The 18704-nt window shown below is 66.5% G+C and carries 18 protein-coding genes; 5 read left to right on the top strand and 13 right to left on the bottom strand.

Annotated features, from left to right (window positions below; genetic code table 11):
• Positions 1-6: 6 nt before the first annotated feature.
• The 8 genes from CFB24_RS02150 to aroQ form a co-directional block, all read right to left on the bottom strand.
• Positions 7-933, bottom strand: a complete 927-nt coding sequence (locus tag CFB24_RS02150; protein WP_244593300.1) for an MFS transporter — start codon at positions 931-933, stop codon at positions 7-9.
• Positions 934-950: 17 nt separating this feature from the next.
• A complete protein-coding gene (locus CFB24_RS02145) occupies positions 951-3608 on the bottom strand; it encodes a nitrate reductase (protein WP_088518913.1) in 2658 nt (885 codons plus the stop codon).
• A gap of 184 nt (positions 3609-3792) precedes the next feature.
• Positions 3793-4131, bottom strand: a complete 339-nt coding sequence (gene nirD, locus CFB24_RS02140) for a nitrite reductase small subunit NirD (RefSeq protein ID WP_088519487.1) — start codon at positions 4129-4131, stop codon at positions 3793-3795.
• Positions 4132-4142: 11 nt separating this feature from the next.
• Positions 4143-6641, bottom strand: coding sequence for a nitrite reductase large subunit NirB (gene nirB, locus CFB24_RS02135; RefSeq protein ID WP_088518912.1), 2499 nt, complete (start codon positions 6639-6641; stop codon positions 4143-4145).
• Between the two features lie 333 nt (positions 6642-6974).
• Positions 6975-7994, bottom strand: a complete 1020-nt coding sequence (locus tag CFB24_RS02130) for a CmpA/NrtA family ABC transporter substrate-binding protein (RefSeq protein WP_088518911.1) — start codon at positions 7992-7994, stop codon at positions 6975-6977.
• Positions 7991-8578, bottom strand: coding sequence for an ANTAR domain-containing response regulator (locus CFB24_RS02125; protein ID WP_088518910.1), 588 nt, complete (start codon positions 8576-8578; stop codon positions 7991-7993). The genes CFB24_RS02130 and CFB24_RS02125 overlap by 4 nt, the downstream gene beginning before the upstream one ends.
• Positions 8579-8632: 54 nt before the next feature.
• Positions 8633-10699: an FUSC family protein gene (locus CFB24_RS02120; protein WP_088518909.1), complete on the bottom strand. Its 2067-nt coding sequence runs from the start codon at positions 10697-10699 to the stop codon at positions 8633-8635.
• On the bottom strand, positions 10699-11136 hold the full coding sequence (gene aroQ, locus CFB24_RS02115; protein WP_088519486.1) for a type II 3-dehydroquinate dehydratase: 438 nt from the start codon (positions 11134-11136) through the stop codon (positions 10699-10701). The genes CFB24_RS02120 and aroQ overlap by 1 nt, the downstream gene beginning before the upstream one ends.
• Before the next feature lie 387 nt (positions 11137-11523).
• Between aroQ and CFB24_RS02110 the strand changes: the two genes are divergently transcribed.
• Positions 11524-11994 carry a helix-turn-helix domain-containing protein gene (locus CFB24_RS02110; RefSeq protein WP_158255312.1) on the top strand — a complete coding sequence of 157 codons (471 nt, stop codon included), beginning with the start codon at positions 11524-11526 and terminating at the stop codon, positions 11992-11994.
• 151 nt (positions 11995-12145) lie between these two features.
• Here the strand turns inward: CFB24_RS02110 and cobU are convergent, their stop codons facing one another.
• From cobU to CFB24_RS02085, 5 genes are all read right to left on the bottom strand, one after another.
• The gene (gene cobU, locus CFB24_RS02105; protein ID WP_088518907.1) at positions 12146-12652 is read right to left on the bottom strand and encodes a bifunctional adenosylcobinamide kinase/adenosylcobinamide-phosphate guanylyltransferase; all 507 of its coding nucleotides are present in this window, start codon (positions 12650-12652) and stop codon (positions 12146-12148) included.
• Positions 12652-13560, bottom strand: a complete 909-nt coding sequence (locus tag CFB24_RS02100) for a division plane positioning ATPase MipZ (RefSeq protein WP_088518906.1) — start codon at positions 13558-13560, stop codon at positions 12652-12654. The genes cobU and CFB24_RS02100 overlap by 1 nt, the downstream gene beginning before the upstream one ends.
• An 84-nt stretch (positions 13561-13644) precedes the next feature.
• On the bottom strand, positions 13645-14847 hold the full coding sequence (locus CFB24_RS02095) for an FAD-dependent monooxygenase (protein WP_088518905.1): 1203 nt from the start codon (positions 14845-14847) through the stop codon (positions 13645-13647).
• Between the two features lie 13 nt (positions 14848-14860).
• Positions 14861-15103, bottom strand: coding sequence for a zinc-finger domain-containing protein (locus tag CFB24_RS02090; protein WP_088518904.1), 243 nt, complete (start codon positions 15101-15103; stop codon positions 14861-14863).
• Between the two features lie 137 nt (positions 15104-15240).
• Positions 15241-15873, bottom strand: a complete 633-nt coding sequence (locus CFB24_RS02085) for a hypothetical protein (protein ID WP_088518903.1) — start codon at positions 15871-15873, stop codon at positions 15241-15243.
• Positions 15874-16123: 250 nt separating this feature from the next.
• Here CFB24_RS02085 and CFB24_RS02080 point away from each other — a divergent pair, with 250 nt between their 5' ends.
• From CFB24_RS02080 to CFB24_RS02070, 4 genes are all read left to right on the top strand, one after another.
• Positions 16124-16900: an alpha/beta fold hydrolase gene (locus tag CFB24_RS02080; RefSeq protein WP_088519485.1), complete on the top strand. Its 777-nt coding sequence runs from the start codon at positions 16124-16126 to the stop codon at positions 16898-16900.
• A gap of 53 nt (positions 16901-16953) precedes the next feature.
• On the top strand, positions 16954-17781 hold the full coding sequence (gene cysE, locus CFB24_RS02075; protein WP_088518902.1) for a serine O-acetyltransferase: 828 nt from the start codon (positions 16954-16956) through the stop codon (positions 17779-17781).
• Positions 17782-17869: 88 nt separating this feature from the next.
• The gene (locus CFB24_RS22965; RefSeq protein ID WP_158255313.1) at positions 17870-18028 is read left to right on the top strand and encodes a hypothetical protein; all 159 of its coding nucleotides are present in this window, start codon (positions 17870-17872) and stop codon (positions 18026-18028) included.
• A gap of 203 nt (positions 18029-18231) precedes the next feature.
• Positions 18232-18627, top strand: coding sequence for a DUF3126 family protein (locus CFB24_RS02070; RefSeq protein WP_088518901.1), 396 nt, complete (start codon positions 18232-18234; stop codon positions 18625-18627).
• Positions 18628-18704 lie beyond the last annotated feature (77 nt).

Genomic DNA, 18704 nt, shown 5'->3' with positions numbered 1-18704 from the left:
GCTGGGTCAGCGCCCAGCCGCCATTGGCCGGGGCCGGCCTTCCGGCAGCAGCGCCACGCCGAAATAGCAGGCGGAGACCACGACGAACATGATGGTGAGCGACTTGATGCCGCCGACGCGGTCGGCGATGGCGCCGCCGACGGGACGGAAGGTGGAGCCGAAGAACACGATCAGCGACACCATCAGGCCCGCCGCCACCGGGGTGACGTGGAAATGCGCCGTGAAGTAGAGCGGCAGGGCGGAGGCGAGGCCGACGAAGCCGCCGAAGGTGATGAAGTAGAAGAACATGAACCAGCGGCTGTCGGCGTCGAGCAGCAGCCGGCCATAGGCGGCGAGCTTGATCGGCTTCACCGATCCGGGCGCGTCCTTCACCGTCGCCGTATAGATGGCGAGAATGACGATCATCGGAATCAGCAGCGCGAGGTAAACGCCCTGCCAGCCCCAGGCCTCGGCGATGGAGGGCGCGAACAGGGTGTCGAGCACCACGCCCATGTTGCCGGCGCCGGCGATGCCCATCACCACGCCTTGCAGGTGCGGCGGATACCAGCGGCTGGCCTGCGGCAGCGCCACCGAGAACGAGGCGCCGCCAAGCCCGAGCAGCGCGCCGAAGATCGCGACATGGTTCGGATTGGCGAGGCCGAATTTCCAGACGTAAAGGCAGGCGATCGTCAGGACGATCTGCGCGATCACGCCGGTGATCTTCGACCCGATCATGTCGGCGAGCACGCCCATGGGAATGCGCAGAATGGCCCCGGACAGAACGGGGATGGCGACGAGCGTCAGCTTCTGCTCGACCGGGATGTTCATTTCCTTGGCGATGTAAACCATGAGCGGGCCGAGCGAGACCCAGGCCATGAAGCTGATGTCGAAATAGAGGAAGGCCGAAAGCAAGGTCGGCCAGTGGCCGGATTGCTTGAGGTCCGAGAGTTTCATATGCGCCCTTTCCGGTTTTAGACTGTAGCGGCCTGCGCCGCATTGTGAAGAAGCCTTTCAATTTCGGGCCGGCACGAGCCGCACCCTGTTCCCGCGCCGGTGGCGTCGGAAATCTGTTCCACGCTGATCAGGGATTTGTCCCTGATGGCGTCGAGGATCGTGTTGACGCCCACATTGAGGCAGACGCAGATTTTGCGGCCGGGATCGCGCGCGTCGCGCGGCGGCTGTCCCGCGAGCAGCGCCAGCGGCGCGGAAGGGGCGGCGAAAGCTTCGCACGCCCAGGCGCGCGCCACCGCGACCGGCTCCGGGGCGAGATAAAAGGCGCCGAGGATTTCGCCATCCTTCGCCGCCACGCAACGGAAGGCGCCAGCGCGCTCGTCGCGCAGCGCGGTGAGTTCGCAGTCCCCCACGCAAAACAGGCTTCGCGCGAAAACTTCGGGATCTGCGAGCGGCGCGAGGCCGGCGAGTTCGATGCGCCAGCCGCCCGGCGTGCGCGCGAGCGCCCAATAGGCGGCATCGATGTGTGCGGGTTTTTCACGCGTCAGCGCGAAGGCGAACCACGCCGGCGCCACGGCTTGCGCCGCGACCGTGGCGGCTTTGCTTTCCGGCTGCCCGGAAACCGGATCGACGACCGGCGCGATCAGCGCGGCGACGCGGGCGTTGGCGGCGAATTGATCGGTCCAGTGGATCGGCACGAAGATCGAGCCTTGCCGCTGGCGTTCGCTGATTTGCGCGCGCAATAAAACCTCGCCGCGCGCGTTGCCCAGGCGCACCAGCCCGGCGGCTTCGACGCCCAGTCGCGCGGCGTCGAGCGGGTTCAGTTCGGCGAAGGGCTCGGCGATGTGCTGGGCCAGCTTTTCGGCGTCGCCGGTGCGGGTCATGGTGTGCCACTGGTCGCGCAGCCGCCCTGTGTTGAGCACGAACGGATGTTGCGCATCCGGCGTCGCGGCGGGGGCGCGAAACGACGTGACGATGAAGCGCGCCTTGCGGCCGGGGGTGAAGAATTTGCCGTCGGCGAAGAAGCGCTTGGGTTGGTCGTCCGGCGCTTCGCCTGCGGGCGCGGGCCATTGGAAGGGCGCGAGCCGGTCATATTGCGCGGCGGAAATTTCGGCGTGGGCCGAAATATCGAAATCGCGCGCGCCGCCGTTTTTGGCGCCGCTGAGGCGCGCGTGTTCGGCGAAGATTTCCGACGGATGTTTGTACGCGAAGGCGTCGCGAAAACCCATCCGTGCGGCGACGTCACAGATGATGCGCCAGTCGGCGCGGGCTTCGCCGGGCGCCGCGCGCAGCGGTCGCTGGCGCGAAATGCGGCGCTCGGAATTGGTGACGGTCCCGTCCTTCTCGCCCCAGGCCAGCGCCGGCAGCAGCACATGGGCGTGGGCGTTGGTGTCGGTTTTCTCGACCACGTCGGACGCCACGACGAACGGACATTTTTTCAGCGCGTCGCGGACGAAATCGGCGTCGGGCAGGCTGTCCACCGGATTGGTCGCCATGATCCACAGGGCCTTGATGCGCCCGTCATGCGCCGCCTTGAACAGATCGACCGCCTTGAGGCCGGGCTTGTCCGGCAGGGGCGCCGGCGCGTTCCAGAAGTCGCCGACCAGCGCGCGATGCGCGGCGTTGTCCAAATCCATATGCGCCGCGAGCATATTGGCGAGCCCGCCGACCTCGCGTCCGCCCATGGCGTTGGGCTGTCCCGTGACGGAGAACGGCCCGCAGCCCGGCTTGCCGATGCGCCCGGCGTAGAGATGCGTGTTGAGGATCGCGTTGACCTTGTCGGCGCCCGCCGAGGACTGGTTGACGCCCTGCGAATAGACGGTGACGCATTTGTCATGGGCGATGACGAGATCGTAAAAGCGGCGCAGGTCGTGCGGCGGCAGGCCGGTGGTCTCAGCTACGCGCGCGAGCGTCCATTGGCGCGCTTCCGCGAGCGCGTCGGACAGGCCCTCCGTGTGGCGCTTGACGAAGGTTTTGTCCGCCTTGCGGGCGCGCCGCAGCGCGTCGAGCAGGCCGAGGAACAGCGCGACATCCGAACCGGGCGCGAGTTGCAAATGCAGGTCGGCGATTTCGCTGGTCGCGGTGCGGCGCGGGTCGATGTTCACGACGAGCGGCCTGCCGCCTCGCTGTTCCCTTGCGCGCGCGATGCGCTGGAACAGGATGGGATGGCACCAGGCGAGATTGGAGCCGGTGAGCACGATGAGGTCGGCCTGTTCCAAATCCTCATAGCACCCCGGCACGGTGTCGGAGCCGAAGGCGCGCTTGTGGCCTGCCACCGATGACGACATGCACAGCCGTGAATTGGTGTCGATATTGGCCGAGCCGATGAACCCTTTCATCAGCTTGTTGGCGACGTAATAATCCTCGGTGAGCAATTGCCCGGAGACATAGAAGGCGACCGAGTCCGGGCCATGCGCGGCGATGCTGTCGCGGAATTTTTGCGCCACGAGATCCAGCGCTTCGTCCCAGTTCGTGCGCCGCCCGTTGACGCGCGGATGCAGCAGCCGTCCCTCAAGCCCCATCACCTGGTCGAGCGCCGATCCCTTCACGCACAGGCGGCCGAAATTGGCGGGATGATCCGCGTCACCGGCTACGGAAATCCTCTCGCCGTCAACCGTGGCCGTCACGCCGCAGCCGGTTCCGCAATAGGGACAGGTGGTGTTGATCGTTTGCGTCATGCTTTCCGTTCGTTCTCTCCCTCTCCCCGCGAGCGGGGAGAGGGCAGGGGTGAGGGGGAGCCGGGCGTGGGGCGCGGCGCCAGTTGCGGTGAGGATCAGAGTGGCTCACGACGCATAGGCGTCGGCTGCGAGTCGCCCCTCACCCCAACCCTCTCCCCGCATACGGGGAGAGGGAGCGCGCCCGTCACTCGGCCGGGGCGAGCACGCCCATGTCGATGTAGATGTGGCCGCGCTCGATCTTCACCGGGAATTTTTTCGCGCAGCCGTGGTCGGCGCCGGTCGCCTCGCCATCTTCCAGATTGATGATCCAGTTGTGCAGCGGGCAGGCGACCTTGCGCCCGTGGACGATGCCTTCGCTCAAGGGGCCGCCCTTGTGCGGGCACTTGTTTTCCAGCGCGAAGATGTCGTTGCTGGCGGTGCGGAATACGGCGATCTCGCGGCTCGGCGTGCGCACGGTGCGGGCGCCGCGCAGCGGCACGGCGGAGACGCGGCCGACGTCGAACCAGTAGGTCTTCTCTTCCATGGCGAACATCCTTATTCGGCGGCGACGGGGGATTTGGGGCCGAGCACGGCCAGCGGCATGAATTCGTGCATGTCCTTGCCGGCGGCGCGCTCCGCCCAAGGGTCTTTTCGCGCCGCGCGCTGCGAGATCATGAAGCGCTCGTACAGGCCCTTGCGCGCGTCATGGTCCTCGAAGATCAGCTTGCGCAGGTTTTCGAGGCCGAACTTGTCCACCCATTTGTAAACGCGTTCGAGATAGGCCGACTGTTCGCGGTAGGCCTGGAGAATGGCGGCGCAAACTTCCAGCGCCTCCTCCTCGGTCTCGACATGGCCGAGCAGGTCGGTGGCGCGCACATGCAGGCCCGCCGCGCCGGACACGTGAATGTCGTAGCCGGAGTCTACGCAGATCACGCCAATGTCCTTGATGGTCGCCTCGGCGCAATTGCGCGGGCAGCCGGACACGGCGAGCTTGACTTTGGCGGGCGTCCACGAGCCGCACATCAGCTTCTCAAGCTTGATGCCGAGGCCGGTCGAGTCCTGCGTGCCGAACCGGCACCAGTCCTTGCCCACACACGTCTTCACCGTGCGCAAACCCTTGGCGTAGGCGAAGCCCGAGACCATGCCGGCGTTCAGCAATTGCGCCCACACAGCGGGAAGATCCGCCTTCTTCACGCCGAGCAGGTCGATGCGCTGGCCGCCGGTGACCTTCACCATCAGCTTGTAGCGGTCGGCGAGATCGGCGATCACGCGCAATTCGTCGGGCGTGGTCACGCCGCCCCACATGCGCGGAACGACGGAATAGGTGCCATCCTTCTGGATGTTGGCGTGGACGCGCTCGTTGATGAAGCGGGCCTGATAGTCGTCTCTATATTCGCCGGGCCAGGTCGCGATCAGGTAATAGTTCAGCGCCGGCTGGCACGACGGGCAGCCGCCCGACGACTTCCAGCCCAGCTCCTGCATCACCGCCGGCAGCGACTTGAGCTGCTTCTCGCGAATGAAGCCGCGCACCTCTTCGTGCGTCAGGTCGGTGCATTTGCACATGTGCTTGCGCGCCGCTTGGAACGTGTCGCCGAGCGTGGCGGCGAGCAGCAGATCCACCTTGCCGGCGCATTGGCCGCAGGACGCGCTCGCCTTGGTGTTGGCGCGCACCTCGTCGAGCGTGGTCAGGCCGGATTGGATCGCCTTGACGATGGCGCCCTTGTTGACGCCGTTGCAGCCGCAGATTTCCGCATCATCCGGCAAGGCTGCAACGGCCGCCGTAGGGTCCATCGGGGACCCTCCCTGATAGGCCTGTCCAAAGATCAGCATGTCGCGGATCGCGCTGACGTCCTCGCCCTTTTTCAGTAGGTCGAAATACCAGGCGCCGTCGGCGGTATCGCCGTAGAGCACCGCGCCAACCACCTTTTCGTCGCGCAGGATCACGCGCTTGTAGACGCCGCGCGAAGGGTCGCGCAGCACCACTTCGTTGTTCTCGTCGTCGTCGGAAAAATCGCCGACCGAGAACAGGTCGATGCCCGTCACTTTCAATTTTGTCGAGGTGGCGGCGGGAACGAAACCGGCAGGCTTTTCGCCGGCGAGTTCAGCCGCCAGGGTTTTCGCCATGTCGTACAGCGGCGCCACCAGCCCATAGGTCTGGCCGCGATGCTCGACGCACTCGCCGACTGCGTAAATGTCGGCGTCCGACGTGCGCATCAGGTCGTCCACGATCACGCCGCGATTGGTGTCGAGGCCCGCCGCCTTGGCCAGCGTGGCGTTGGGGCGGATGCCCACCGCCATCACCACGAGATCGGCCGGCAGCACGCGCCCGTCCTTCAGCTTCACGCCGGTGACGCGGTCGTCGCCGAGAATGGCGTCGGTGTTGGCTTCCGTGAAGACGTCGATGCCGCGCGCGGCGATGGCGTTCTTGAGCAGATAGCCGGCGCTGGGATCGAGTTGGCGCTCCATCAGATGCGGCATCAGATGGACGACGGAGACCTTCATCCCCTTCACGGCCAGACCCGCCGCCGCTTCGAGACCGAGCAGGCCGCCGCCGATCACCACGGCGTGGCCACCCGCGTCGCAGGCGGCGTGCATCTTCTCGACATCGTCGAGGTCGCGGAAGGACACGACGCCCGGCAGGTTGGCGCCGGGAACCGGGATGATGAAGGGCATGGAGCCCGTGGCGATCACCAGTTTGTCGTAGGACACCCGGTCTCCCCCGGCGGTCTCGACATATTTGGCGGCGCGGTCGATGGCGACCACGGCCTCGCCGCGGCGCAGATCGACGGAATGGGCGGCGTACCAGGCGTCATCGTGGATGACGATGTCGTTAAAGCTTTTCTCGCCGGAGAGGACGGGCGAGAGCATGATGCGGTTGTAGTTCACGCGCGGTTCGGCGCCGAACAGGGTGACGCGCGCCGGCGTCGTGTTGCGGGCGAAAAACTCTTCCAGCAGGCGGCCCGCCGCCATGCCGTTGCCGATCACCACCAGCTTGTGCGCGGCCGCGTCCGGGGCTGGCCGATGCGGCTGCGGAAATTTCTCGATCTGTCCCATTGCGGCGCTCTCGTTGCGAGACGATCCGCGCAAAGGTTCGCTGGCGAAGTTTTTGGGGGAGAGATCAACCCGACCCGCATCGCGGCGCGCATGCGCCGAGGCTCCACGCAGCAAGCCGCCGTTGGCTTGCGCGAACCGATGAACGGGGTCGTCATTGACCTTTGATTATTAATGCAAAAGCGGCGCCATGCGAGGCGATGTCGCCGTCTCTCCTGAAAAGCGGGAGTTTTTGCAGAAATGTCTATAAAACAGGCAGCAAGGTGTTGCCTAACGTATAAGCGTTCGGCGCCTTTGTTCGGGCGGCAAAGGCGAAAAATTGGGCGTTTGGGCGCGCTATGCGCTTGGTGGAAATGTCTCCAGCGGCCCGCCCGCGTAAGTCTGGCCCAATAAATGCGGCGCCGGCGGCGCCTGTTCGCTGCTCCAGAACGCCTCGCGGGCGACGGTCTGGCTGGCCGCGTCGAACGTCGCCTGTCCCGCGAAGGCGAGCAGCGCCAGCAGGAAATCGGCCTGAAGCGCGCTGAGGCCGGTCGCCGCCGCGTCGAGCCGCAGCCAATCCGCGTCCAGGGCGGGGCGCACGGCGGATTCGGGCAGGTCCGGCGTCAGCGCCTGCGCGACGATGCGCGGCAGATCGGCGCGGTTCTGTTCGCCCCACAGCGCGGCGCGGCGCAGTGCGCGGGCCGCCGCCTTGGGAACGTCCGGGTCGGCCTCGGCCGCGCCGCGCGGAAAGGCCAGCACCTTTTCCGGGCAATTGCGCATCAGCGCCGCGCATGGGAACAGGATGCGCGAGGCGCCGCGCTGCTGCGAAAACGTGTTCCACGGCGCGCCCGCGCAAAAACCGTCGATCACCCCGGCCTCGATGCTCGCGGGCGCCAGCGAAGGCGGCGTCACCGTCAGGCTCACGGCGTCGCGCGCGACGCCGCCGAGCCGCAGCCACAACAGCAATTGATAATGGTGCATCGACCAGGGAAACACATGGGCGAAGCGCAACGGCTTGGCGCCCGCCGTCCACAGCGCCGCGAGTTTTCGCGCCGAGCTTGGCGGATCGCCGGCGATGGCCTCGGCCAGGGCCGGGGAGACCGAGACGGCGTTGCCGTCAAGCCCGAGCGCCGCCGCGCCGATCATCGGCGCGCGAAACCCTTCGAGTCCGAGCGCGGAGGCCAGCACGGCCGGCGCGAGCATATGCGCGGCGTCGTAAAAACCATACGCCAGCTTGTCGCGCAGATTGGCCCAGGACGTCTCGCGATGCAGCGTGAAGGTCAGCCCTTCCTCGCGGTCGAACCCGTTGACCGAGGCCACATGCAGCAGCGCCGCGTCGGTGAGCGGGAGATAGCCGATGCGCAGGGGTCGGGTCATCTGAGCAATTCCGCCGCGGTGAGGATGGCGCGGGCCACATCCGCAATTTTCTTGCCTTCGTTCATGGCGACCTTGCGCATCATGGAATAGGCCTGCTCCTCGGAGATTTTCTTCGCCTTGATCACCAGCGCCTTGGCCTGGTCGATGGCCTTGCGGTCGGCGAGTTGGTCCTTGGCCGCCTGCAATTCCTCGCGCAGCCGGGCGAAGGCATTGAAGCGCGAGACCGACACGTCGACGATCGTCCTGACCCGCTCCTTCTTCAGCCCGTCGACCACATAGGCGGAGACGCCAGCGTCAATGGCGGCGTTGATCATGGCGGCGTCGGAGGCGTCGGCGAACATGGCCACCGGGCGGGCGTCGGCGCCGGAAATGCGGATCATCTGTTCGAGCACGTCCCGGCTGGGATTTTCCAGATCGATCAGCACCATGTCGGGGTTCAGCGCGCAGAGCCGGGTTTCGAGGTCGAGAAACGTGTCGATCACGGTGACGTGGACATGGCCGGCCTCGCGCAACCCGTCGCGCAAAATGGAGGCGCGCAGCGGGTTGGGGTCGGCGATGACGATTCGAAGCTCTTTGTCTGGCACGTTTTTTCCGCTGGGAGCGCGACCGTTTCGATTATAGCCGCCGCCTCGTCCGGCTCAAGCGGCGCCCAGTTCGGCGGCGAGCCGCCGCAGCCGCCCCGCCTCGACCGCCGCTTCGGCGCAGCGCAGCCGCAAGGCGGCGGCGGCGTCGCTCTCGTCGGACACCTGCGCGCAGGTCGGCGGCGGCTGCGCGCAGCTTGGCCGCAATTGCGCCAGCACGGCGGCGCGGGTGTCGTCGAGCAGGGCGGCGCTGTCGCGGGCGTCGAGTTCGTCGATCCGGTTTCGGATCAGCAGGCGAATGGTGACGATCTGCGCCGCCGTGAAATAAGCCTGCGCGATCAGCTTGCTGTAGCGCGGCCAGAATTTTCCCACGCCGGGATTGTCGCGGGCCAGTTTCGAGGATTCGCCGAGGCTGGAAAAACTTTCGATCAGCGCTTTGCGCGCCAGCCGGTAATCCTGCGCCGCCACATCCCAGCGCAGCACCTTGTCGGCGTAAGAGGCGAGCCGGTCGAGAAACGCGTTGGCCAGCGCCCGCGCGCCATGACGCTCGTAATTGGGCAGCATGAAATTGAACAGGAAGGCGACGCCGGCGCCGATCACCGTGTCGATCAGGCGCGACACCACCGGCGCGCTTTCGCCGGGGTCGAGCAGATGCAGGCCGAGCAGGGCCATCACCGAGGCCGCGACGGAGGTCACCCGGTAATCGACGCGGCCGAAGGAATGGGCGATTCCCACGGCGGAGAGTTGCGCGAACAGCAGCAGCGGCTTGGAATTCAGCCACAGCAGCGCGCCGGCTATGCCGCAGCCGACCACCGAGCCGAACAGACGTTGGTCGCGGCGCTGGGTGGTGGCGCTGTAGCTTGCGCGCATGATCACGGCGATGGTCAGCAAAATCCAGTTGCCGTGGCGCAGCTCCGGCGCGACGGCGATCAGCGCATAGCCGCAGGCGAGCGCCGCCGACAGCCGCAGCGCATGGCGGAACACCGGCGAGGCCCAGCGCAGCTCCGCCCGGATCGGCGCCAGCGAGACGCGCAGCGGCGGCGCGAATTTGGTCAAGTCGAGACCTGCGAGGGCCTTCTCCGCCTCGGAAATCTCCGCCACCACCGCGGGAATGCGGGCGAGATGGTTGAGCGCCCAGGCGAGGCGGGCGCGGGTCATGCGCGCCGCCCGCAACACGCGGGGATCGGCGGAGTCCAGATCCGCGATCTCCTCGGCCAGGCTTTCCAGCGCCGTGGCGTGATCGGGAAAAGTCGGGGCGCGCCCGACGATCAGCAGATCGAGCGACAGGGCGTCGAGATCGTCCGCGACCTGGCGCAAAAGCGTCTCGACGCGGCCGGCGATGTCGGCCTGCGCGCTGGCGAGGCGCAGGGGCGCGTGGTCGGCCATGGTCGAGATCATGCCGTCGAAGGCTTCGAGCAGGACCGCGAGGGCCGCGATCAGGCGGGCGCCGGATTCGGGATTGGCGGCGTAGACGCTCAGGCTGCGCGCCGCCTGCAACTGATCGGAAAAACTCGCCTGCTGCTCCACCACCTTCAGGCAGGCCGCGCCCTCGTCGGCGCCGGGCCGGTAAAAATCGGCCATCCGGCGCAGCAGCGTGGCGAATTCGCGGATCAGCTCCGCCAGCATCACCCGCCGTCCCGAAGCGTCAAGCAGCCGGGTCAGGGTCAGCGCGATGGGGATGTAAAGTGCGCCCCCCAGCGCGATCGACTGGCAAAATTCCAGCTTGCCCCCGGGCGCGCCCAGGGTGAACACCATGGCGAGCTGGGTGAGGATCGACAGCGGGATGGCCCAGCGCCCCCAAGCGATCTGCAGGCCGGCGACAAAGCCGATAGTGGTGACGGCGGCCGCCTCCAGCGCGAGGCTCCCGTCGGCCAGAGCGGTGAGCAGCGACGCCGCGACGGCGCTGCACCAGCAGATCGGCAGGATGCGGAGCTTGGAGGACAGCGGGGAGGGCGTGTCGCCGACCGAAACGCATAGCGCGCCCGAGGCGGCGGCCAGCGCGGCGTCGAACCCTTGCAGCGCCCCGACCCCCAGCCCGACCAGCAGCACGCCGAGCGCCACCGCATAGCCGTTGAGAATGTGTTGGCCGAGCAGATATTTGAACAGGGACGGCGGGATGCGCATCAGGACAGGAGCGTCGCGATCCGGCGCAGCGCCAGTTGGTAACCTTCCGTCCCGCAGCCGGCGATCACGCCGTCGGCCCGGCGCGACACATAGGAATGGTGGCGGAATTCCTCGCGCTTGTGGATGTTGGAAATGTGCACCTCGATCACCGGCCCGTCGAACGACGACAGCGCGTCGAGCAAGGCTACGGAGGTGTGGGTGTAAGCGGCGGGATTGATGACGATGGCGGCGGCTTTGTCGCGCGCCTCCTGCACCCAGTCGATCAGTTCATATTCGCGATTGGTCTGGCGAAAGTCCAGATCAAGGCCGAGCGCGTCGCCGAGCGCCAGGCAGGCGGCCTTCACGTCGGCGAGCGTTTCCGAGCCGTAAATATGCGGCTCGCGCTGGCCGAGCAGGTTAAGATTGGGGCCGTTGAGGACGAAGACGTTACGATTCATCGCAAGGGTATTCCGGGCGAACTGTCGGCGCGGACCCAGCCAAAAATGTGGCCAAGCCTTTGTGGCGACAAAGAAATGATGCGGCTGCGGCGATGACCGAATTGCGATCTCCGTGCGGGTCGTGAAAGACGGGCGTTCGCCGATTTCCAACCGCAGGATAGGCGGGACCGGGGGGCTTGGGCAAGCCGCGCCGAAAGGCGCCGCCCTAGTCGCGTCAAAATCAAGGTGCAGAGTGTTCTTCGCGCGACAGATTCGTGTCGTAAGGTTGACGATGCAATCTTGACGGGCGCCCTTGCACGCTGCGGCGAATTTGTGCAGGTTCTGTGATTAGAGATGCGTTTACCATCAATAAATCATGGCGCGACCGCGGCGCCGAGGACTAAAAGCATGGTGAATCAAATTGACAGGGAAATTGGCGAGCGTCTGCGACGCCGAAGGGAGACGCTGGGGCTGGCGTGCGTCGCCGTCGCCAAAGCCCTCGGACTCGACGCGCAGACGATCGAAGCCTTCGAGCGAGGCGAGCGGCGCTTGAGCGCCCGTCAGTTGCAGCAATTGTGCGGCGTGCTCGACGCGCCGCCGTCCCACTTCCTGGTGGCCGATGACGAAGTCGCGCCCCCCGACGGCCGCCCGAGCGAGCGCGACGCGTTGCTCAACGACGCGCATCGGCTCTACCGGGCTTTCTTTCAAATCCAGAGCCCGGAACTGCGCGGCGTGCTGGCCGATCTGGCGGAATCCTTCGCCAAGGGCGGGCGTTCGGCCGAACTGGTCGAAGCGGCGCAAATGCTGCGTCCCGCCAGCGATCTGGACAGCAATATCGCGCAATTGCGCGCCTTCCGCCAAGGGCCCTGGTCGAACTGAAGCCGGACGCCGGCTCCGCCTTTTCGGATGTTTTTGCGCGCGAACCTCTGGAGACCGCGCGCGAAAAGTTTGGGCCAGCTCAAGAATTGGACTGGCGCCACGCATGGCTGGCGCGGACGGAGCGGGCGCTGACTTGGCGTTCGGCCGGCCGTTATTTCAGCTTCAGCGGCAGTCCGGCGGCGACGAAGACGACTTCGTCGCAGGCTGAAGCGATGCGCTGGTTGACCAGCCCTTGCGCGTCGCGAAAATCGTTGCCGAGCTTGGTTTCCGGCGACACGCCCAGGCCCAGTTCGTTGGAAATGAGCACGATCTGGCCCGGCGCGTGCGTGAGGGCCTCGGCGAGGCGCTCCGTCGCGGCGACGCAGTCCCATTCCCGGAAGAACAGGTTGGACAGCCAGAGCGTCAGGCAGTCGATCACCACGATGCGGTCCGGCCGGGCGATCCGCCGCAGCAGCGGCGCCAGATCGGTCTCCTCCTCGAACACGGTCCAATCTTCGCCGCGCTCGGCGCGGTGACGGGCGATGCGCTGCGCCATCGAGCCGTCGAGCGTGGGCGCCGTGACAATCATGAAGGCCGCGAGGCCGGAGCGGCGGGCGCGTTCGAGCGCGTGGCCGGTCTTGCCGGAGCGGGCGCCGCCGAGAACGAGCGTCGCGGGCATCAGCTTTTCAATTCGCGGTAATAGGAGGACAGCGACTCGAACCAGACGTGACGCGCCTCCAGATAATTCGCGCCTTCCACTCGGGAGGGCAGCCGCAAGTCGCTGACCAGGGTCGCGATCTCGCGCCGCGCCGTCATTTGCGACGGGGTGAGCTGGCAGTTGGCCTCCTCGATGGCGTCGAGCGCCGTGAGGCCAATGGGGAAGAGTTCGCGGAAGATCACCCGGTCGCGCAGCCCCTCGGCCACGCGGAACTGCAATTCCACCGCCAGCTTGCGCAAGGCCTGATCGACCTGGCGCGCATTGTTGGAATGGAGCGCGGCGATGCGGTTGCGCACGAGCACCCAGTCGATCAGGCCATTGTCGACCAGCCGCCTTTTGCGCCGCGCCTCCAGCACGATCTCCGCATATTGCGCCACCGCGCCGCGATGGGCGCGGTCGTGATGCACTTTCGACAGCACGTCCATGTCGATGAAACTGTCGTTCATCGGCGAGATCAGCGTGTCGGCCAGCGAATGGGCGAGGCGCATCAGATAGGTGTCGCTCGCCGGCGTGTCGATCACCACGAATTCGTAAGCGTGCTCGACCTCGCCGATGGCTTCGGCGAAGGCGGCGAATTCCGCCGATTCATTGTCCTGCGCCTGGGCGCCGCGCACATGGTCCAGCGCGAAATGCCGCGGCAACTCCACCGCCCAGGGGGCGGTGCGGGCGAAAGAGGCGCGGTTTTCGTAAAAGCGCGTCAGGCTGCGCTGGCGCGTGTCGAGGTCGATGGTCGCGACGCGATAGCCCGCCTTCATCAGCGCCACGGACAGATGAATCGACAGGGTCGACTTACCGACGCCGCCCTTTTCATTGGCGACAACGATGACATGGGCAGGCCGCAGGTCCGGCGCTTCGGCGTCAAAACTCATGGGGCCTCGTAAGGAGAGGAGCCGGTGAGCGACTCAACCCACAGTCATAAAGTTTACGTTGATTAACCCTTATGCGCGCGCCCCTCAAGCCGAATAAATCCAGTTCTGACGCGCCATCAGGCTGCGGGAGGGCGCGAGGCGCAGCACGAGATCGCGGGCCAAGGCCCGCGCGCCTGCCATGTGGTAGACGTCCGCCTGGGCGCGCGAGGCCTGCTGGATTTGGCTGGCGCGGGGCAGGCGCGCGATGGAATATTGCGCCAGCGCCTTGCCGGGGTCCTTGCCGAATTCGAGAAAGGCCAGCGACAGCGCCGCCGAGTCCTCAATGGCCTGCGCCGCGCCCTGGGCCAGATAGGGCAGCATGGGATGGGCGGCGTCGCCGAGCAGGGCGGTGCGGCCGCGCGCGTAGGATTCCAGTTTCGGCCGGTCGAACAGCGGCCAGCGCAGCCAGCGGTCGGGCGCCGACAGCAGCTCGCGCGCGGCGGGGCTCCAGCTCTTGAACCGTTCGAGCAGGGTGTCGCGATCGCCCACCTGCTCCCAGAAGCGCGGCGCGTCCGGGCGCGTCTCCTCGCCGCGCCAGTCGTCCTCGACCAAGGCGACGATGTTCACCAGCGCGCCGCCGCGTAGTGGATAATGCACCAGATGGGCCTTGGCGCCGAGCCACAGATTGGAGGCGGGTTCGCTGAAGGCCGGCGGCAGATCCGTCGCCGGAATCACCGCCCGCCAAGCCGTGTGGCCGGTGTAGCGCGGCTGATCCTTGTCCGGGTCTTCCAGCCGGGCGCGCGCCAGCGAGCGCAGGCCGTCGGCGCCGATCAGCGCCGCGCCGGAGGCCCGATGGGTCTCGTCCTGCGTGCGATAGGTGACGGCGACGCCCTGCTCGTCCTGGACGAAGCCGGTCACCGTGGCGTCGTTGCGAATTTCGATCAGGCTGTTCTGATTGGCGAGCGTCACCAGCGCCGACAGCAGGTCGGCGCGATGGACGTTGAAATAGGGCGCGCCCCAGCGTTTTTCCGCGTGGCGCAGCGACAGGCGGGTGAGGCGCGCGCCATCGCGCCCCCGGCGGATCACCACGGCGGCGGGCGCGACCGCCAGCCCGTCGAGCAGCTCCAGCGCGCCATAGTCGCGCAGGATGCGGGTGGCGTTGGGCGCGAGCTGCAATCCGGCGCCGACTTCGCGAAAGGCGGGCGCGCGCTCCAGCACCAGCGTGGGCCGGCCGACGCGCGCCAGCGCCAGCGCGGCGCACAGGCCGCCGACTCCGCCGCCGGCGATGACGATGGGCGATACCTCCACGGGGCCGGTCCGCTCAGGCCGCCTGCGGCTTCAGTTCGCACTCCGCCGGGTCGGCATGGCCGTGCAACGCCGCATCATAGACATAGCGGGTCGAGCAATAGGGGCACAAAGCCTCGGTGTCGCCGCCCATGTCGATATAGATGTGCGGATGGTCGAACGGCGGCAGCGCGCCGATGCACATGAATTCCTTCGCGCCGACCCGAATCGTCGCCAGGCCCGGCTGGTTGTGGAAATGCGGAATGGCGTGGTCGGACATCTGTGATCCCTGGAGGTTGGGCGCGACATGGCGCCGCACAGGGCGCGCACCATAATCAAAGCGCCGGGCTTTGGGTAGAGGGGAGGGGCGCGGGCGGCCTCGTCACATCAGCCGGCGCGCCCCCTCTCGCCGCCCGCTCACAACGGCTCGTGCGCCTCCCGCCGGCGGCGCAGGTGGTTGACGAGGCCGAGCGTGACATTGGCGACCGCAGAAAACGACGATCCCTGCACGCGCTGGGCGTGCTTGATGATCAGGTCGCGAAAGCCGCGTCCGTCGGTCGCCTTCTTGTCGCCGTACCAGACATAAGCTTGCAGGTCGCGCAGTTCGATGCCGAGCAGTTCGGGCGACGCGACCGGCACGTTCACCGTGGCGGTCAGATAGGCGAGCGCGTCCAGCGGGATCTGCTCGGCGCCGATCTGATGGCCGATCTCCTTCTGCAAAGTATAGAAGAACTCGTTCTTTTCGGGGTTGTAAACGGCGTAGACGCTCGCCACCACCACCTCATAGCGGAAGGGTTTGCGCGTTTCGTCGACCAGGAAAATCACGTCCACAATATGCCGGGACAGGTCGTTGCGGACGATTTCGCGGGTCCGGCATTTGAAGGCGATGAAGTAATCGAGATATTTCAGCCTGTTGTTGGACAGTTCGTTACGCAGCGCATCCATCAGTTCGTTGCATTTGTCCTGAATGTCCGGCGCGACGGCCCGGCCCGTTGTAAAAGTCTGAAAAATGCCCGACAGTTTTTGGGCTTCGGCTATTTCTGTCGTCATCAGGCGTTATCCTCGGCAACCGAACCATGCTACGCGATGTCACAAATGCGCGCCCGCGCCGGGATGTCACGAAATGCGCGCCTGCGCGCGTGGCGGCGGCTCATGTTACTCCGAAACTCCGCCGACAAAAACCGCCTGCGCCTGCGACAGCAAGGCGCGGCCCGGGCTGGAGCGCGACCGCGGCGACGGACGCCGGTTTGTTGAAAAAAAGACAGGCGCGCCAAGCGTCCAAGAGGGAAAACGATTGGGAATGCAGGAATTTTCGTCCGATGGCGTGCGGATCGCCTATCTCGATTTCCCGGCGGAGGGCGAGGATCGCGGTCAGCCGATCCTGCTGATCCATGGCTTCGCCTCGAATCACGGCGTCAACTGGCTGTTTCCGCAATGGGTCAAGACGCTGACGCGGGCAGGCCGGCGGACCGTCGTGTTCGACAATCGCGGCCATGGCCGCAGCGAAAAACTCTATGACCCCGAGGCGTACCGGCCGCAGATCATGGCCGACGACGCCGCCCGGTTGCTGGACCATCTCGGAATCGCCCGCGCCGACGTGATGGGCTATTCCATGGGCGCACGCGTCGCGGCGCATCTGGCGCTGGCCGCGCCGGAACGGATTCGTGGCCTGATTCTCGCCGGGCTTGGCGTCCATCTCATCGACGAGGACGGGCTGCCCTCCGGCGTCGCCGAAGCGATGGAGGCGGAATCGCTGGAGGATCTCGTCGATCCGAAGCAGCGCATGTTCCGCGCCTTCGCGGATTCGACCCGCAGCGACCGGCGCGCGCTCGCCGCCTGCATTCGCGGCTCGCGACAGGCCATGGCGGCGCGGGAGATCGCCGCCATAACGCCGCCGACGCTGATCTGCGTCGGCTCGGAGGACGACGTCGCCGGCGATCCCGCGCCGCTGGCCGCGCTGATGCGCAACGCCCGCGCCCTGACGATCCCCGGCCGGGATCACAATCGCGCGGTGGGGGACAAGGTTTACAAGGAAGGCGCCCTGGCCTTTCTGGACGGTTTGAAACCGGTGGTTTAACGCCTATCTGACAAGCTGGATCATGCGGGGCCGTCGCCCCCGAGGAGAACGCCATGGTCGCCGCCAATGTGCTGGCCCTGAACAAGTCCGCCGACCCGGTCTTCGCGCAGATTCGCGTGGAAGCCGAGGAGGCCATGCGGCGCGAGCCCGATCTCGGCGGATTCCTGTCGGTCTCCGTGCTCAACGCGCCCAATGTCGAGCACGCCGTGGCGCATCGCATCGCGGCGCGGCTGTCGCATCTGGATTTTCCCGGCGACCTGATCGAGCAGAATTTCCTGGAGCTGGCCGCGCGCGACCCCGCCGTCGGCGAGGCGATCCGCGCCGACCTGCTGGCCGTGGCCGACCGCGACCCCGCCTGCACCCGGCTGATGGAGCCCTTGCTCTATTTCAAGGGCTTTCACGCCCTGCAGACGCATCGTCTCGCCCATGCGCTGTGGAACGCGGGGCGGAAGGACTTTGCGCTTTATCTGCAAAGCCGGGCCTCGGCCGTGTTCCAGACCGACATCAATCCGGCGGCGCGGATCGGCAAGGGCGTTTTCCTCGACCACGCCACCGGCCTCGTGGTGGGCGCCACCGCCGTCATCGAGGACGAAGTCTCCATTTTGCACAGTGTGACGCTGGGCGGCACCGGCCACGAGCGCGGCGACCGCCATCCCAAGATCCGCAAGGGCGTTCTGATCGGCGCCGGCGCGAAAATCATCGGCAATATCGAGGTCGGCTGCTGCTCGCGCGTCGCCGCCGGTTCGGTGGTGCTGAAATCGGTGCCGCCGGGCGTGACCGTGGCCGGCGTGCCGGCGCGGGTGGTCGGCGCCTCCGGCTGCAAGGAGCCGGCGCGCGAAATGGACCAGATTCTTCCCGGCAAAACCGAGGAGGAGGCGTAGCGGCCCCCAATCCAGCTTCCCGCTACCTTGGTGTGGCGTCATGGTCGGCGGACGGATCTGAAGAATTCGCGTCGAACGGGAGGCTGGAATGGTCGCGGCGTTTTCTCACATTCTCAGGCGGCAGGCTGGGGCGACGTTCAAGGAACTCGTCGTCATCGCCGGACTGATCGGATTTTCCCTGGCGTCGATGGTCGGCATGGTCGGCTATGGCGTCTATATGACCAGCGTGGCGGTGAGCCAACGCTAGGCGTCGCCTCCAGCGCCTCGATCAGCCCCGCCGAGGCGGAGGGACCGCGCCGCGTCGCCATGGCCTTTTCCGGCCCGTGAACGTGAAATGCTGCATTCCGTTACGTTATACAGTCGTATCCACCGCGCTTCACGCCGCGCCCCTTGCGTGGCGTCTTCGTTTTTGGCAAGCCTGCCCCCTCGAAACCGCCAGGGAGTCGCGCGTTGGACAAGAGCGAATTGCGGAAGTTGCAGGAGTTTCTGCGCCAATCCTTCGGTGCGCCAGGCATCAAGGTCGGCCTCGACCCCAAGAACGAGGACGCCGCCGTCGCCTCCTTCGGCGAGCGCGTGCTGGGTCCGATCACCGTTGACGACGAGGATGGCGACCGTTCGTTCTCGTTCGCCATGAAAATTCCGGTCGAGCGCCCGGTGCTGCAGGAATATCTGCGCCGCCTGTTCGACAATGACGCGTTGAAGATCGTCGCGCGCGCCCGCAAGACCGATTCCGTCGAGCTGAACAAGGGCGACGACTTCCTGGCGGTGATTTCCGCCGACGATCCCAAGGGCAAGACCTATACGCTGCAAATGGCGATCCTCGACATTGACCTCGACGATCTCTGATCGACAGCGTCGATCTCTGATCGACAACGTCGATTTCTGATCGACAAAGTCGATTTCTGAAAGCTTCGCCCTGACGG

This window comes from Rhodoblastus acidophilus, from assembly GCF_900187365.1.
Classification (GTDB): domain Bacteria; phylum Pseudomonadota; class Alphaproteobacteria; order Rhizobiales; family Beijerinckiaceae; genus Rhodoblastus; species Rhodoblastus acidophilus.
The sequence above is the reverse complement of the archived record's forward strand: the minus strand, read 5'-3'. Positions and strand labels throughout refer to the sequence as shown.